Source organism: Sphingomonas sp. IBVSS2 (assembly GCF_002127225.1).
Taxonomy (GTDB): Bacteria; Pseudomonadota; Alphaproteobacteria; order Sphingomonadales; family Sphingomonadaceae; genus Sphingomonas.
In genome coordinates, this window is sequence record NZ_NFUR01000002.1 from 763980 (window position 1) to 780058 (window position 16079).

Genomic DNA, 16079 nt, shown 5'->3' on the forward strand with positions numbered 1-16079 from the left:
GCGAAACAGGAGGGCGAAGCATGGCGGAGGAAATGACCGGCGGATGCCAGTGCGGGCGGGTGCGCTATGTGGCGCGGGTGGCGGACGACGACGCCTATCTCTGCCATTGCCGCATGTGCCAGCGCGCCACCGGTGGCGTCTCGATCGCGTTCAAGAACCTGAAAAAGGCCGATGTGCGCTGGGAGCGCGAGCCCGATCGCCACGCCTCGTCGCCGATCGCCGTCCGCGGCTTCTGCAGTGCGTGCGGCACGCCGCTCAGCTTCGAGTTCCCGGACAGCGCGAACATGGACCTGACGGTGGGCAGCTTCGACGCGCCGCATCGCTTCCGCCCGGTCCATCATTTCGGCGTGGAGAGCATGCACGAACAGTGGCTCGACACGACCGGCCTCACCCGATACCGGACCGACGACAATCCCCAACTCGTCAAGCGCTGGATGGACTCCGTTGGCAAACTTCCCGACTGAAACGCACCGCTTCCGCAGCTTCGACGGCGTCGAGCTCGCCTGGACCGAGATGGGGCAGGGCAGGGATGCGATGCTGATCCACGGCTATGCCTCCACGGCGGACGTCAACTGGATCAAGTACGGCCATGCCGCGAAGCTGGCGGAGAAGGGCTTCCGGGTGATCATGCCGGACCTGCGCGGCCATGGGCAGAGCGCGGCGCCGCACGACGCGGCCAGCTATCCGCCCGACGTGACGATGCGCGACGCGCTGGCGCTGGTCGCGCATCTCGGCCTCGCCGACTATGATCTGGGCGGCTATTCGCTGGGCGCGCGCACCACGGTGCGGATGATCGTCGACGGCGGCGCCACGCCGCGCAAGGTGATGCTGGCCGGCATGGGCCTGGCGGGCATCGTCGCCGCTTCGCGCACCGGCACCTATTTCCGCCGCGTGCTCACCAACCTCGGCAGCTTCGAGCGCGGCTCGAGCGAGTGGCTGACCGAAGCTTTCCTCAGGACCACCAAGGCCGATCCCGCGGCGCTGCTGCCGATCCTCGACACCTTTGTCGACACGCAGGAGGAGCATCTGGCGCGGCTCACCGAGGAGACGCTCGTCGTTGCCGGGGCCGAGGACGATCACAACGGCTCGGCGCACGAGCTGGCGGACCTGCTCCCGCACGCCACCTTCGTGGAGATTCCCGGCAACCATATGAGCGCCGTCACCCGGCCCGAACTGGGGCGCGCGATTGCCGATTTCTTCGCGGCTTGACCGGCCGGCGGGGCGCGCGCATCGTCTCCGCCATCCAGAAAATCCGAGGGGAATTCCGTACATGATCCGCACCGGCATCTCGATGCTCGCGCTCGCCTCGCTGCTCGCCGCCGCGCCGCTGGGCGCGCGCGACCGTGACGGCGAAACCGCCCAGGCCGCGCCCAGCGCCGCCGACGCCAAGGCCTTTGTCGCCGATGCCGAGGCGAAGCTGTTCGCGCAGGGCGTCGTCGCCTCGCGCGCCGAATGGGTCTACGAGACCTATATCACGCCCGACACCGAGACGCTGACCGCCCGTGAAGGCGCGGCGCTCACCAAGCTCCAGGTCGATCTGGCGCTGGGCGCGGCGAAGTTCGCCAATGTCGCCGGGCTCGATTACGACACCAGCCGCAAGCTCGGCATGCTCCGCAACAAGATCGTGCTGCCCGCCCCGGTCCGTGCCGGCGCGGCGGACGAGCTGGCAGCGCTCTCGGCCAAGATCACCGGCATGTACGGTGCCGGCAAGGGCACGCTGAACGGCAAGCCGATCAACGGCTCCGACATCGAGGCCGCGATGGGCGAGGAGCGCGATCCCGCCAAGCTGAAGGAAATGTGGGTCAGCTGGAACGACAATGTCGGCGCGCCGATGCGTCCCGACTATGCCAAGCTGGTCGGCATCGCCAATGAAGGCGCGAAGGGGCTCGGCTATGCCGATGTCGGCGCGATGTGGCGCTCGGGCTACGACATGGATCCGGATGCCTTTGCGGCGATGACCGACAAGATTTGGAACGACCTGAAGCCGCTCTACGTCGCGCTGCACACTTATGTGCGCCACAAGCTCAGCCAGAAATATGGCGATGCCGTCCAGGCCGACAAGGGCCCGATCCGCGCCGATCTGCTCGGCAACATGTGGGCGCAGGAATGGGGCAATATCTACGACATCGTCGCCCCGGCCGGATCGGGCAGCGTTGGCTATGACGTGGGCGAGCTGCTCAAGGCCAAGGGCTATGACTCGCACAGGATGGTGAAGGCGGGCGAGGGCTTCTACTCCTCGCTTGGCTTCAAGGAATTGCCCGCAAGCTTCTGGGAACGCTCGCAGTTCGTGAAGCCCGCGGACCGCGAAGTGGTGTGTCATGCCTCGGCCTGGGACATCGACAATGTCGACGACCTGCGCATCAAGATGTGCATCAAGGTCAATGCCGACGACTTCGTGACCATCCATCACGAACTCGGCCACAATTACTATCAGCGCGCCTACAACAAGCAGCCAGCGCTGTATCTTGACGGCGCGAACGACGGCTTCCACGAAGCGATCGGCGACTTCATCGCGCTGTCGATCACGCCCGATTACCTCGTGCAGATTGGCCTGCTCGACAAGAGCCAGGTGCCGAGCGCCGACAAGGATACCGGCCTGCTGCTCCGCCAGGCGATGGACAAGGTGGCGTTCCTGCCCTTCGGCCTGCTCGTCGACAAATGGCGCTGGGGTGTGTTCTCGGGCCAGATCCCCACGAACGGCTATCAGGCCGGCTGGGACAAGCTGCGCCTGCAATATCAGGGCATCGTGCCGCCCGTGACGCGCGACGAGACCAGGTTCGATCCGGGCGCAAAGTTCCACATCCCGGCGACCACGCCCTATACCCGCTATTTCCTGGCGCGGGTGCTTCAGTTCCAGTTCTACAAGGCGGCGTGCGATCAGGCGGGCTGGAAGGGCCCGCTCCATCGCTGCTCCTTCTACGGCAACAAGGAAGTGGGCGCGAAGCTCGACAAGATGCTGCAGATGGGCGCTTCCAAGCCCTGGCCCGACGCGCTGCAGGAATTCACCGGCACGCGCGAGATCTCGGGCAAGGCGATGGCGGAATATTTCGCGCCGCTGAAGAAGTGGCTCGACCAGCAGAACAAGGGCCAGCCTCAGGGTTGGTGATCTTCGGGGGGCGGGCCGCAGGGCTCGCCCCTTTTGCATAGGGAGGTCCGGAAATGCTCAGATACGCACTTGCTCTCGCCATGATCACGCTACCCCAGGCTGCAATGGCCCAGTCGGCGCCGGCGGACGGCCCGGTGACGGTGGAGATCGTCGCCACGGGCGAGGCCAAGGTGCCCGCCAATCGCTTCCGCTTCTCGGTGAAGGTCACCGGCAAGGGGGCGGACGACAAGGCGGCGGAAGCGGCGCTCGCGGCGAACCGCGCCAGGCTGGTCCAGGCGCTCGCCGCGAAGGGCATTCGCGAGGGGAAGCCGCTGGAGGGCGCCAGCGCCAATCCGCTCGCCAGCCTCGTCGGCGCCTTTACCGGGCATGGCAAGCCCAGCTTCGCGCTCGACACCGTCGATGGGAATGAAAAGCCCCAGTCGACGGCGACCGAGACGGTCTTCTTCGATGCGCCCAGCCGCGCCGCGGCGACCGCCGCCGGTCCCGTCGCCGAGGCCAATAGCGGGAAGATGGCCGATGAGGTGATCGCGCTGCTCGACGATTATGTCGGGCCGACGCGCCAGGCCAAGGCCGATGCCCTTGCCAAGGCCCGCGCCGAAGCGGACGCCTATGCCGCCACGCTGGGCCTGCGCCGCGCCGCGATCGCGCGGATCAGCGAGAAGCAGGACATGGTCGCCGGCTCGATGAGCTTCTTCCTGCAACTCATCGGCATGTTCGCGGGCAAGCAGGGCGCGGCGTCGGACACGGTGACGGTGAACGCCAACCTGTCGGTGGAGTTCCAGCTGAGCCGCTGATCCTTTCGTGCCTCCGCATCCCAGCCGTCATCCCGGCGAAAGCCGGGATGACGGCTGGAGGGTCAGGCCGGCGGATCGCTGTCCGGGATCATGCTCTCGTCAGCGATCTGCGCGTCCCATTCGGCCGAACTGTCGGTGCCGTCGGGCTGGTGCGCGCGGGGCGGTTCTTCCTGTGTTTCCTCGGGATCGATCATCGCTCGTCTCCTCAACGGGCTCAACGCACCAAGTGTAGCACAGGTCGCTTCCCGATCCGTCATCCCCGCCCGCGCGGGGACGACGGGGGGAGGCTCATCGGAACGGCGGCTCGTTGAACGCGCGCAGCTTGCGCGAATGGAGGCGCGGCCCCTCGCGGCGCAGCTCCTCGCAGGTCTCGATGCCGATCTTGAGGTGCTCGGCAATGGCGCGTTCGTAGAAGCGGTTGGCCTGGCCGGGCAGCTTCAGCTCGCCGTGGAGCGGCTTGTCCGAGACGCAGAGGAGCGTGCCATAGGGCACGCGGAACCGGTAACCCTGTGCCGCCAGCGTGGCCGATTCCATGTCGATGCCGACCGCGCGGCTCAGCGAGAAGCGCAGCGCCGACTTGGAATAGCGCAGCTCCCAGTTGCGGTCGTCGGTGGTGACGATGGTGCCGGTGCGCAGCCGCTGCTTGAGCTCCTCGCCGGACTGGCCCGAGACCGTCTCGGCGGCGCGGGCGAGGGCGAGCTGCACCTCGGCGATCGCCGGGATCGGGATTTCGGGCGGCAGCACGTCGTCCATGATATGGTCGTCGCGCAGATAGGCATGGGCGAGGACATAGTCGCCGATCCGCTGGCTGGGGCGCAGGCCGCCGCAATGTCCGATCATCAGCCACGCCTCGGGACGCAGCACCGCCAGGTGATCGGTGATCGTCTTGGCATTGGACGGGCCGACGCCGATGTTGACCAGGGTAATGCCCGATCCGTCGGCGGCCATCAGGTGATAGGCCGGCATCTGGTGCCGCCGCCAGGCCGAGGTGTCGTTCAGCAGCCGGTCGGTATCGTCCCCGGGCTCGACCAGGATGCCGCCCGCGCCCGAGACGCCGGTGAAGCGGCTTCCCTCGCCGAGCTGCTCCACCGCCCAGCGGACGAACTCGTCGACATAGCGGTGATAGTTGGTGAACAGGATATACTGCTGGAAATGCTCGACCGGGGTGCCGGTATAGTGGCGTAGCCGGGCCAGCGAGAAATCGGTGCGCAGCGCGTCGAACAGCGCGAGCGGGCGGGTGTCGTCGGTCGACATCCACAGCCCGTCGGCGATCTCGTCGCCGATATGCGCCAGCTCGGTCGCCGGGAAATGGCGGCCCAGCTCGGTGACCGAGATCTGGTCCATGTTGGCGATGTGGCCGGGATCGAGGACATAGGGGAAGGGGATCTCCTGCCGCCCGGTGACGGCATGGACCTCGACGTCATAGTCCTCGATCAGGAAGGTCAGCTGCTCGGTGAGGTAGCGGCTGAACATCGCCGGGCGGGTGACCGAGATGCGATACTCGCCTTCCTCGACCAGCCGGCCGAACGAGCGGCGCGGGGCAGGGCGGCCGCGCTCCTCGCCGCCGCGATAGGTGAGGCGCAGCTCGGGATAGGCGAAGCTGCCATCGGCCCGATCCTCCGGGCTCGGCGGCGTGCCGTCGTTGATATAGCGGTTCAGGGCGGCCTTGAGGCGATCGACCGAGGCGTTGTAGAGGCGCTCGAGATCGGCGACGATATCGGAAGCTTTAGTCATCTTCGAGGGCTAGAGCGCAAAGATGACGCTGGCAAGACCATGGGCCGGAACAGGGCCCGGCCCAGGCCTCGCCCTCCCCCATAGGGGAGGGAAATTTTTCCTATTTCTTCGGCTTGGCGGGCGCCGCTTCCTTGTCGCCGCCCAGCTGGGTGGCGGCATAGGCGGCACCGCCCACGGCGGCAGCGACTCCGGCGGCGATGCCGGCCGCGGCGATCGGGTGTTCCTTCACCGCGGCGACGGTGGCGTCCACCGCATCGCCGATCGCTTCCTGCGCCTGGGCAAGGAAGCTCTTCGCTTCTTCCTTGGCTTCCTCGATCGTCTCGGGAAGTGCGTTGGCAGTTTCGGTATCGGCCATGTCGGTCCCTTTCTGAAAAGCTCGCCGGATCAACTCCGGCGAGCCCTTCGCGGTTCCGTTACGCCGTCATGTTCGGATCACAGCCTGCCGAGCAGATATTCGGCCGAGCTGACTTCGAACTGGCCCGGCGCCTCGACATGGAGCTGCTCGACCACGCCGTCGTTCACCAGCATCGAGAAGCGCTGGCCCCGCGTGCCCATGCCGAACTTCGCGCCGTCCATGGTGAGATCCAGCGCCTTGGGGAAGTCGCCATTGCCGTCGGCGAGCATCGTCACCTTGCCGGCCACGCCGCTCGCCTGGCCCCAGGCACCCATCACGAACGCGTCGTTGACGGCGGTGCAGGCGATCTCGTCCACGCCCTTCGCCTTGATCTCCTCGGCCTTCTCCACGAAGCCCGGCAGGTGCTTGGCCGAGCAGGTGGGCGTGAAGGCGCCCGGCACCGAGAAGAGCGCGACCTTGCGGCCGGCGAAGAAATCGTCCGAGCTGGTCTGCTCGGGGCCGCCCTCGGTAACCTTGACGAAATTTACGCTGGGAATGCGGTCGCCAACCTGGATGGTCATTCTACTCTCCTCGGGAATGATGAGTCGCATGCCCCAATCGGCTCCCCGGCCATGATTTTCAAGCGTGGCGGAGCCGAAACGGTGCGGCTACGTTGATCGGCCATGGACTCGACGCGCTTCCTCACCGGCCAGTTTCTCCTCGCGATGCCCGGCATCGGCGATCCGCGCTTCGAACGCGCGGTGATCGCGGTGTGCGCGCACGATGTGGAGGGCGCCCTCGGCATCGGCATCGGCGACACGATCGACGGGCTGACGCTGCACGATCTGCTCGACCAGTTCGAGATCGAGCCCGGCGTCGCGCCCGACACGCCGGTGCATTTCGGCGGCCCGGTCGAGCCGCGCCGCGGCTTCGTGCTCCACTCGCCCGACTGGGGTGGGCAGGACACGATCGACGTGGGCGGCCGCTGGTCGCTTTCCGGCACGATCGACGTGCTGCGCGCGATCGCGGAAGGGACGGGGCCGTCCCGGTGGCTGGTCGCGCTCGGCTATGCCGGCTGGGGCGAGGGCCAGCTGGACAGCGAGATGGCGCGTCATGGCTGGTTCAACACCACCGGTACGCCCGACCTGATCTACGACATCGATGCCGAGGATCGCTGGACGGTCGCCTTTGCCGGGGCGGGCATCGATCCGCGGCTGCTGGCGAACAGCGCGGGCACGGCCTGAAGCGCCGGGCGGGGGCCGGCATCACGGCGCAGGGAAGACGGCGTGCCGAGGTCAGTGCGTCGGGCCGGCATCCGGCTCGTCGTCGCCGCGGACATAGACCTTGCCTTCCAGCATCTTGATGCGGATCAATGTGTCCTTGTGGGGGGCGGTGCAGAAGCTGGAGGTGCCGTTGATCTCGGTCTTCTCTCGGGTCTCGCGGTGTCGGAGCACGAAGCGGACTGGCATGCTGCAGGTGTCGGCGCTCCCCGTCTTGAAGCGCAGTGTCGCCTTGCTCGGCCAGAGCGGCTCGCCGAACTGGTTGTGGCTCCAGCGCGGGCTCTGCCCCGGCTTGGCCGAGTCGAGGTAGAAGCCGACCACGTCATAGCCGCTGGTATCGTTGACGATCAGCACGCAGCCGAGGCTCCAGCAATTGTCCCGGACCTGTTTGCTGGCGCCCCGCATGATCATCATCATCGCCTGGGCATTCTCGAAGGACATGCCGCGCGGTGGCACTATGCCAGCGCTGTTCACGTCCTGGGAGGCGCCTCCCTCCTGGGCAGCGGCGGGCCGAGCAAGGGCAATCGCAAGCAACGATGCGGACGCGATGAGGCGGAACATGAGATGAACTCGCGCAGCGGGTTGGACGCGGGCGCGCTATGCCTTGCTCCGGGAGATTCGTCACGCGTCAAAATGTGCCGAAGCGGTGGCGACCATCACGAATTCGGCCGAAGCCGCGCACCGCCGTTCGGCGCTGAGCAGGTTCTCGGCCCATAGCTCCACCCGCACGCGCCGCGACCGGTTCCCGCGCATGACGACACGAGCGGCAAGCTCCACCATTTCGCCCTCGTGGATCGGCGTCGTGAAGTCGACGCGGTCCGAGGCGGCCATCACCATCACTTTCCGCGTGTCGCGCGTGGCGGCGATGAAGGCGGCCTTGCCGAGCATGCGCAGCGCATCGCCGCCGAACAGCGTGCCGTAATGGTTGGTCTGGGGCGGGAACACCATGTCGGCCATCACCAGCACGCCCTCCGGTTCGGCCTCGGAGCCCGTCGAGGATGAGGCGAGGGGCGGCAGGGGGGCCGTCGTTCCCTCGCGCGCCACCAGCGTGAAGCGGCCGCGCGTGCACAGCCGCCGCTCCCCGCTGAGCAATGCCTCGGCCACCAGCTCGACCTCGATATCGAGCGAGCGGGTGCCGACGCGGACCACGCGGCCCGCCGCTTCGATCAGCTCGCCCTTCAGCGCGGGTGCGGCGAAGTCGATCCGTTCCGAGGCGGCGGTGACGAAGGGCGCCCGGCCATGGCGCGAGGCGGCGAGGAACGCCACCTTGTCCATGTGCGCGAGCGCCACCCCGCCGAACAGCGTGCCATGGTGGTTGGTGTCGCCCGGGAACACCATGTCGATGAGGCGGACGACACCCGCCATCAGGCCGGCTCCGCCACGCGCACGCGAAGCTCCCGCGCCGCGGAGACCATGGCGTCGATCGCCGGCTTCACTTCCTCCCATTTGCGCGTCTTCAGCCCGCAATCGGGGTTAACCCACAGCTGCCCGGGTGCCAGGTGTGCCTGGGCCAGCCGCATCAGCCGGACGATTTCGTCGACCGAGGGCACGCGTGGCGCATGGATGTCGTAGACGCCCGGGCCGATCGCACTTGGATAGCGATAGGCGGCGAAGCCCTCGAGCAGCTCCATCTGCGAGCGCGCGGTCTCGATCGAGATCACGTCGGTGTCCATCGCGCCGATCGCCGGCAGGATGTCGTTGAACTCCGAATAGCACATGTGCGTATGGATCTGCGTCGCATCGCCCACGCCCGCGGCCGAGAGGCGGAAGCAATCCACCGCCCAGTCGAGATAGGCCTGCCAGTCGCGCTTGCGCAGCGGCAGGCCCTCGCGCAGCGCCGCCTCGTCGATCTGGATGGCCTTGCAGCCGGCCGTTTCGAGGTCGACCACCTCGTCGCGGATCGCCAGCGCGATCTGGGCGCAGGAGGCCGAACGCGGCTGGTCGTCGCGCACGAAGCTCCAGTTGAGGATCGTGACGGGGCCGGTGAGCATGCCCTTCATCGGCCTGGCGGTGAGGCCCTGGGCGTAGCGCCACCACGCGACGGTCATCGGCTTCGGCCGCGAGACATCCCCGAAGAGTATCGGCGGGCGCACGCAGCGCGAGCCATAGCTCTGGACCCAGCCGTTCACCGTGAAGGCGAAGCCGGCGAGCTGCTCGCCGAAATACTGGACCATGTCGTTGCGTTCGAACTCGCCGTGCACGAGCATGTCGAGCCCCGCTTCCTCCTGCCAGCGGACGGTGCGCTCGGTCTCTTCGCGCAGGAACCGTTCGTACGCGGCATCGTCCAGATTGCCGCGATTATGCTCGGCGCGGGCATGGCGCACCTCGGCGGTCTGCGGGAAAGAGCCGATCGTCGTCGTGGGGAAGGGCGGCAGCGCCAGGATCCCGGCCTGCACTGCGGCGCGTGCCGCATAGGGCGATTGGCGGCTGCGCATCGCCTCGGTGACCGATGCGGCGCGGGCGGCGACCAGCGGATCGTGGATGCGCGGAGAGACCTTGCGCGCCGCCGCGGCCCGGCCGGAAGCGGCAAGCTTCTCCGCCACCCAGTCGCGGCCGCCGTTCAGCGCATCCTTCAGGGTCACCAGCTCGTCGATCTTCTGCACCGCGAAGGCGAGCCATTGCTTGATCTCGTCGTCGAGCTTCGACTCGAGCGCCAGGTCGACGGGGACATGGAGCAGCGAGCAGGACGGCGCGAGGACGATGTCGCGCGTCGCGGCGATCGGCTCGATCCGGTCGAGCAGCTTCTCCAGATCGGCGCGCCAGATGTTGCGGCCGTCGATCACGCCCAGCGAGAGCAGCAGGCCCTTGGGCGCGGCGACGAGGATCCGGTCGAGCTGGTCCGGGGCGCGGACCAGGTTCAGGTGCAGGCCGGCGACGGGCAGGTTGACCGCCAGGGTGAGATTGTCCTCCAGCGCGCCGAAATAGGTGGCGAGCATGATCTTGAGGCCCAGGCGCGGCAGCTTGGCATAGGCGCGGGTGATCGCGGCGCGCTGACGTTCGTCCAGGTCGAGCGCGAGGATCGGCTCGTCGATCTGCACCCATTCGGCGCCGGCATGGGCGAGCTGGGTGAGCACCGCCGAATAGAGGCCGAGCACTTCGTCGAGAAAATCGAAGGGATCGACGTCGCGCCCCTTGGCGAGGCTGAGCCAGGTGACCGGGCCGAGCAGCACCGGCCGCGTCTCGTAGCCGAGCGCCTTGGCCTCGCGATACTCGTCGACGATCTTGGAGGAGGAGAGGGCGAGCTTCTGTCCCGCGGCCAGTTCGGGGACCATATAGTGGTAGTTGGTGTCGAACCACTTGGTCATTTCCTGAGCGGTATGGCCATGGCCGTGCGCGCAGCCCGCGCTTTCGCCCGTCGTCCCGCGCGCCATCGCGAAATAGGTGCCCAGATCGGCGGTGCCGGCGGGGACGCCGTAGCGCTCGGGAATGGCGCCCAGCATCAGGCTGGTGTCGAGCACGTGATCGTAGAAGGAGAAATCGTTGCTCGGCAGCCAGTCGGCGCCGAGCGCGGCCTGGCGGGCCCAGGCTGCGGCGCGCAGGCCGGTGGCGGCCTCGAGGAGTTCCGCCTCGGTGGACTTGCCGCTCCAGAATTTCTCGAGTGCGAATTTGAGCTCGCGCCGCGGGCCGATCCGCGGAAAGCCGAGCGTGGCAACAGTGACGGTCATGGTCTTCATACCCCGATGAAGGACGGGGGAGACCGGCTTGGACACAGGCAGGCGCGGACGGTCGCCCGGCCGCGGCATGCAAGCGGCCAGACCGGGCACCCCGCCGGTGGACGTTATCGCGTCAAAGGCAGGTCTCCTGGCTCACGGGTCAGCGCGGACGATCCGTCTTCCCAGGGTGGTGAGGCCCCAGTGACTCGCTTGGATCGCCGCTCGCCGCTTACAGTTGCGGGGGCAGCGCCGGACTTGCACCGGCTTCCCGTCTTAGCTTCCGGGCAAGCCGGAAGAACCTCGACGCCCCAAGCATCCGCTTGTCGGAGGCTCGCGTCAAGCATCATATAAAGATATCTTTATATTTGGAATTGCACCTGCCCGGCGAAGCGGCTAGGGCGCCCCCATCGCGGCCGGCGATTCCCGGCGCGCAATCGATTCACATCTGGAGACAGCTCGTGGCTACCGTGCTCGACAAGGATTACGTCGTTAAGGACATCACTCTGGCGGATTTCGGCCGCGCCGAGATCAACATCGCCGAGACCGAGATGCCCGGCCTGATGGCGCTGCGTTCGGAGTTCGGCGCGTCGCAGCCGCTCAAGGGCGCGCGCATCACCGGCTCGCTCCACATGACCATCCAGACCGCCGTGCTGATCGAGACGCTGACCGCGCTCGGCGCGCAGGTCCGCTGGGCGACCTGCAACATCTTCTCGACGCAGGACCACGCCGCCGCCGCCATCGCCGCCTCGGGCGTGCCGGTGTTCGCGGTCAAGGGCGAGAGCCTGGCCGAATATTGGGACTATGTCGGCTCGATCTTCGACTGGGGCGACGAGACCTGCAACATGATCCTCGACGATGGCGGCGACGCGACCATGTTCGCGCTGTGGGGCGCCAAGCTCGAGGCCGGCCAGTCGTTCGGCGAGCCGGAGAATGACGAGGAAGTCGAGATGCAGCGCGCGGTGAAGGAATTCATCAAGCGCAAGCCGGGCTACCTCACCGAGACGGTGAAGAACATCAAGGGCGTCTCGGAAGAGACCACCACCGGCGTGCACCGCCTCTATCACATCGCCAAGAAGGGTGAGCTGCCCTTCCCGGCGATCAACGTGAACGACAGCGTCACCAAGTCGAAGTTCGACAACCTCTATGGCTGCAAGGAATCGCTGGTCGACGCGATCCGCCGCGGCACCGACGTGATGCTGGCCGGCAAGGTCGCGACCGTCGCCGGCTTCGGGGACGTCGGCAAGGGCTCGGCCGCTTCGCTCCGCAACGGCGGCGCGCGCGTGCTCGTCACCGAGATCGACCCGATCTGCGCGCTGCAGGCCGCGATGGAAGGCTATGAAGTCGTCACGATGGAAGAGGCGGTCACCCGCTCGGACATCTTCGTGACCGCGACCGGCAATGCCGACGTGATCACCGCCGAGCACATGGCCGGCATGAAGAACATGGCGATCGTCTGCAACATCGGCCATTTCGACAGCGAGATCCAGATCTCCGGCCTGTCGAACTACAAGTGGACCGAAGTGAAGCCGCAGGTCGACCTGGTCGAGTTCCCGGACGGCAAGCAGATCATCATCCTGTCGAAGGGCCGCCTGGTGAACCTGGGCAACGCGACCGGCCACCCGTCGTTCGTGATGTCGTCGTCGTTCACCAACCAGACGCTGGCGCAGATCGAGCTGTGGACCAAGTCGGACACGTACAAGAACGACGTGTACGTCCTGCCGAAGCACCTCGACGAGAAGGTGGCCGAGCTGCACCTCGAGAAGCTGGGCGTGAAGCTCACCAAGCTCTCGAAGAAGCAGGCCGATTACATCGGCGTGCCGGTCGAGGGGCCGTTCAAGCCGGATCATTATCGCTACTGATCCCGTCGCGGGATCGCGCGAGCGCGAGAACGGGCCGCGTTCCCCCAGGGGAGCGCGGCCCTTTTCGTTAACATCTCCGTTACTGTAACATTGTTGTAATTATGCAACGCGCCGAGAGAAAGCGTTGTGGACCCGCAACTAACCCACGGTTTCCGACGTCCTGCTCCTGCTTCGGACAAAGGCTAGCAACAATCGATTCCGAGGACGGGAAAGTCTTTTGCTAAAGGGATGTAGCATGCGTCGTTTTCTCTCCCCCCAGTACGGCCGCCTGTCGCTGACCGCGTCTGCCGCGGTTCTTGCTCTCGCGCTGGTCGCCACTCCAGCGGCCGCGCAGACTGCTGACCAGACCCCGGCCCCCACCGATGCGCAGGACGATCAGCCTGCCGCTTCCGAGGGCACGATCGTGGTGACCGGCTCGCGCATCGCGCGCCCCGAGTTCGACACCGTGCAGCCGACCCAGGTGGTCGGCGCCGCCCAGATCGAATCCCGCGGCTACACCAATGTCGGCCAGGCGCTGCGTGAAATTCCGGCCTTCGGCCCTCCGGGCAACAGCGCGGTCGGCGCGCAGTCGTCGTTCGGCCCGGCGCAGACCTTCGTCGACTTCTTCGGCCTCGGCACGCAGCGCACGCTCGTGCTGGTCAACGGCCGCCGCTTCGTCTCGTCGAACACCGCGAGCATCTTCGGCCCGGTCTCGCCGGGCAGCCAGGTCGACCTGAACAACATCCCGACCACGCTGGTCCAGCGCATCGAGACCGTCGCCATCGGCGGCGCGCCGATCTATGGTTCGGACGCGATCGCGGGCACCGTGAACGTCATCCTGAAGAAGGATTACGAGGGCCTGGAGATCGGCGGCCAGTACGGCATCTCGCAGGAAGGCGATGCTCCCGAGGCGCGCATCAACATCCTGGCCGGCAAGAACTTCGCCGGCGGCCGCGGCAACATCGTGATCGCAGGCGAATACAACAAGACCACCGGCTTCACCTCGGCCGACCGGGCGATCACCGCCGCGGGCTATTTCTTCGGCACGCCGCCGTCCTCGCTGGGTTCGCCCTATCAGCGCCTGCTCTATCCGTCGCAGCGCTACAGTGCCTTCACGTCGGGCGGCGTGCCGTTCAGCGACGACGATTTCCTCGCCTCGCGCTCGGGCATCCGCGATGGCAACGGCCAGCTGCTCCAGTTCGGTTCCAACGGCCGCCTCGTGCCGCTCAATCTCGGCACGGTGATGCGCCAGGGCTATATCAGCAGCGGCGGCAACGGCTTCGACCTGCCGGCGCAGAGCAACCTGCTCACCAGCTCGGAGCGCTACCTGGTCAATGCGCAGCTCAACTATGAGCTGACCGACCATATCCGCGCCTTCGGCGAGGCCTGGTATTCGCACAGCAAGGGCGTCAACCTGATCGACCAGCCCAACTACAACACCGCACTGTTCGATGCCGGCGGCACGCCCGACGGCAACCTGTTGCTGTCGATCAACAACCCGTTCCTGAACCCGGCCGACCGCGCGACCATCGCGGCGAACCTGCCGGCGGGCGCCACCCAATTCTATGTCGGGCGCGCGCTTTCCGACCTCACGACCGGCCGTTCCGAGGCGAATGTCGAGACCTATCGCTTCGTCGGTGGCTTCGCGGGCGACTTCTCGCTCGGCAGCCGCCAGTTCCAGTGGGAAGTGTCGGCGAACTACGGCCGTTCGCAGACCGTCGGCAAGAACTACGAGCTCGTCAATGACAACTTCTTCAACGCGCTCGACGCGGTGCAGGACGTCAACGGCAACATCGTGTGCCGCCCCGGCTACACCAATTCGCCCGCCCAGACGGTCAGCAACACCTGCGCGCCGCTGAACATCTTCGGCGTCGGCCAGGCGAGCCAGGCCGCGAAGGACTATATCTTCGCGATCGCCCGTCCGGTCTCGACCAACGATCAGCTGGTGTTCAACGCGAACGTCACCGGTCCGGTGTTCTCGCTGTTCGGGAACGACGTGAGCGTTTCGCTCGGCTATGAGCACCGCCGGGAATCGACCAAGTTCGATCCGGGCTCCTATTATTACGGCCATGACAATGGCGACGGCACGCGTACCCAATATGGCCGCATCATTCCGATCGATCCGATCAGCGGCTCGTTCAACACCAACGAAGTGTTCGGCGAACTTCGCGTGCCGTTCGTCACGCCGGAAAACGGCCTCAGCTGGCTGAAGACGGTCGAGTTCGACGGCGCGGCGCGCTGGGTGCACAATTCGCTGTCGGGCGGCGATCTCACCTGGACTGCGGGCGGCCGCATCGGCTTCGTCCGCGACATCACCTTCCGCGGCAACTTCACCCGGTCGATCCGCTCGCCGGCCATCACCGAGGCGTTCAACCCGACTTCGCGAGCCTTCGACGTGGGCCGCGATCCGTGCGACACGCGCTATGTCGGCAGCGGTCCGAACCCGGCCGTCCGCAAGGCGAACTGCACGGCGGCAGGCATCGACACCACCAACTTCACCTCGAACTACAGCGACTTCACCGTGCCGGTGACGGTTTCGGGCAATCCGGGGCTGAGCAACGAGACGGCGAATAGCTGGACGGTGGGCGCGGTGATCCAGCCGAGCTTCGCGCGCAGCTTCACGCTGGCGGTGGACTGGGTGAACATCAAACTCAAGGATGCGATCACGTCGCTCGGTGGCGACGACATCCTCAATGCCTGCTATGACTCGCCGGGCTATCCGAACAGCTTCTGCGGCCTTGTCGATCGCGACTCCGCCGGCCAGATCACGATGATCCGCGAAGGCTATTACAACGCTGCCTCCTACCAGACCTCGGGTCTCACGGTCACCGCGGCCTATCGCCTGCCGCTGGAGCGCGTCGGGCTCAACAATGCGGGCGTGGTCGGGCTCTCGGTGAACTATTTCTACCGCGACAAGCTGGAGCAGCGCGTCGGCACCGGCGACGTCAACCACCTTGCCGGCGAGGTGGGCTATCCGCACCATTCGGGCACGGCCAATTTCACCTATGAGAGCAAGGGCTTCAACGCGCTCATCCAGGCCCAGTATTACGGCAAGGGCAAGTTTGACGTCGACGAAGCGCCCAATGCCCGCAACATCATGGGCGTGAGCGATTGGTGGCTGTTCAATGCCACGGTCGGAACCAAGGTGAACGACCAGTTCGGCCTGAAGCTGATTGTCGACAACGTGTTCAACGCCAAGCCGCCTTTCCCGGCCCTGGCTGGTAGCGCGAATTCGGTTCCGACTTATTATTCGGGTATACTTGGCCGTTACTTCCGCATCGCGGCCAGCGTGAAGTTCTGATCGTCAATTCGCTTTGACGCGAGAACGAAGGGGTCCGGC

At 66.5% G+C, this 16079-nt stretch carries 14 protein-coding genes and 1 riboswitch; of the genes, 7 read left to right on the forward strand and 7 right to left on the reverse strand.

What is annotated here, in order from left to right:
- Positions 1–20: 20 nt before the first annotated feature.
- The 4 genes from CAP40_RS09700 to CAP40_RS09715 all read left to right on the forward strand — a co-directional run bounded on the left by CAP40_RS09700 (position 21) and on the right by CAP40_RS09715 (position 3900).
- Positions 21–464 (forward strand): GFA family protein, encoded by a 444-nt coding sequence (locus CAP40_RS09700; RefSeq protein WP_086129147.1) that lies wholly within the window; start codon positions 21–23, stop codon positions 462–464.
- Positions 445–1209, forward strand: a complete 765-nt coding sequence (locus CAP40_RS09705; RefSeq protein ID WP_256924112.1) for an alpha/beta fold hydrolase — start codon at positions 445–447, stop codon at positions 1207–1209. The genes CAP40_RS09700 and CAP40_RS09705 overlap by 20 nt, the downstream gene beginning before the upstream one ends.
- Before the next feature lie 61 nt (positions 1210–1270).
- A complete protein-coding gene (locus tag CAP40_RS09710; protein ID WP_086129150.1) occupies positions 1271–3106 on the forward strand; it encodes a M2 family metallopeptidase in 1836 nt (611 codons plus the stop codon).
- A gap of 53 nt (positions 3107–3159) precedes the next feature.
- Positions 3160–3900, forward strand: coding sequence for an SIMPL domain-containing protein (locus CAP40_RS09715; protein ID WP_086129153.1), 741 nt, complete (start codon positions 3160–3162; stop codon positions 3898–3900).
- Positions 3901–3962: 62 nt separating this feature from the next.
- Here CAP40_RS09715 and CAP40_RS20770 read toward each other — a convergent pair whose 3' ends face one another.
- The 4 genes from CAP40_RS20770 to CAP40_RS09730 all read right to left on the reverse strand — a co-directional run bounded on the left by CAP40_RS20770 (position 3963) and on the right by CAP40_RS09730 (position 6549).
- Positions 3963–4094 carry a hypothetical protein gene (locus CAP40_RS20770; RefSeq protein ID WP_256924113.1) on the reverse strand — a complete coding sequence of 44 codons (132 nt, stop codon included), beginning with the start codon at positions 4092–4094 and terminating at the stop codon, positions 3963–3965.
- A 94-nt stretch (positions 4095–4188) separates the two neighbouring features.
- Positions 4189–5634 carry an AMP nucleosidase gene (locus CAP40_RS09720; RefSeq protein ID WP_086129156.1) on the reverse strand — a complete coding sequence of 482 codons (1446 nt, stop codon included), beginning with the start codon at positions 5632–5634 and terminating at the stop codon, positions 4189–4191.
- A gap of 100 nt (positions 5635–5734) precedes the next feature.
- Positions 5735–5989: a hypothetical protein gene (locus tag CAP40_RS09725; RefSeq protein ID WP_086129159.1), complete on the reverse strand. Its 255-nt coding sequence runs from the start codon at positions 5987–5989 to the stop codon at positions 5735–5737.
- 77 nt (positions 5990–6066) lie between these two features.
- Entirely contained in the window at positions 6067–6549 is a 483-nt protein-coding gene (locus tag CAP40_RS09730) for a peroxiredoxin (protein WP_086129161.1), read from the reverse strand.
- A gap of 102 nt (positions 6550–6651) precedes the next feature.
- On the opposite strand from CAP40_RS09730, the gene CAP40_RS09735 reads away from it, so the two are divergent.
- Entirely contained in the window at positions 6652–7212 is a 561-nt protein-coding gene (locus tag CAP40_RS09735; protein WP_086129163.1) for a YqgE/AlgH family protein, read from the forward strand.
- Between the two features lie 51 nt (positions 7213–7263).
- Here CAP40_RS09735 and CAP40_RS09740 read toward each other — a convergent pair whose 3' ends face one another.
- The 3 genes from CAP40_RS09740 to metE form a co-directional block, all read right to left on the reverse strand.
- The gene (locus CAP40_RS09740) at positions 7264–7689 is read right to left on the reverse strand and encodes a hypothetical protein (protein ID WP_086129165.1); all 426 of its coding nucleotides are present in this window, start codon (positions 7687–7689) and stop codon (positions 7264–7266) included.
- 180 nt (positions 7690–7869) lie between these two features.
- Entirely contained in the window at positions 7870–8613 is a 744-nt protein-coding gene (locus tag CAP40_RS09745; protein ID WP_218822129.1) for an acyl-CoA thioesterase, read from the reverse strand.
- Positions 8613–10913: a 5-methyltetrahydropteroyltriglutamate--homocysteine S-methyltransferase gene (gene metE / locus CAP40_RS09750; RefSeq protein ID WP_086129420.1), complete on the reverse strand. Its 2301-nt coding sequence runs from the start codon at positions 10911–10913 to the stop codon at positions 8613–8615. Before metE ends, CAP40_RS09745 begins: the two co-directional genes overlap by 1 nt.
- Before the next feature lie 108 nt (positions 10914–11021).
- Positions 11022–11219, reverse strand: a riboswitch (cobalamin riboswitch).
- A gap of 140 nt (positions 11220–11359) precedes the next feature.
- On the opposite strand from metE, the gene ahcY reads away from it, so the two are divergent.
- Both ahcY and CAP40_RS09760 read left to right on the forward strand, forming a co-directional pair.
- Complete coding sequence (ahcY, locus tag CAP40_RS09755; protein WP_086129168.1) at positions 11360–12760, forward strand: adenosylhomocysteinase; 1401 nt, start codon at positions 11360–11362, stop codon at positions 12758–12760.
- A 235-nt stretch (positions 12761–12995) separates the two neighbouring features.
- On the forward strand, positions 12996–16040 hold the full coding sequence (locus CAP40_RS09760; protein WP_086129170.1) for a TonB-dependent siderophore receptor: 3045 nt from the start codon (positions 12996–12998) through the stop codon (positions 16038–16040).
- Positions 16041–16079: the final 39 nt, after the last annotated feature.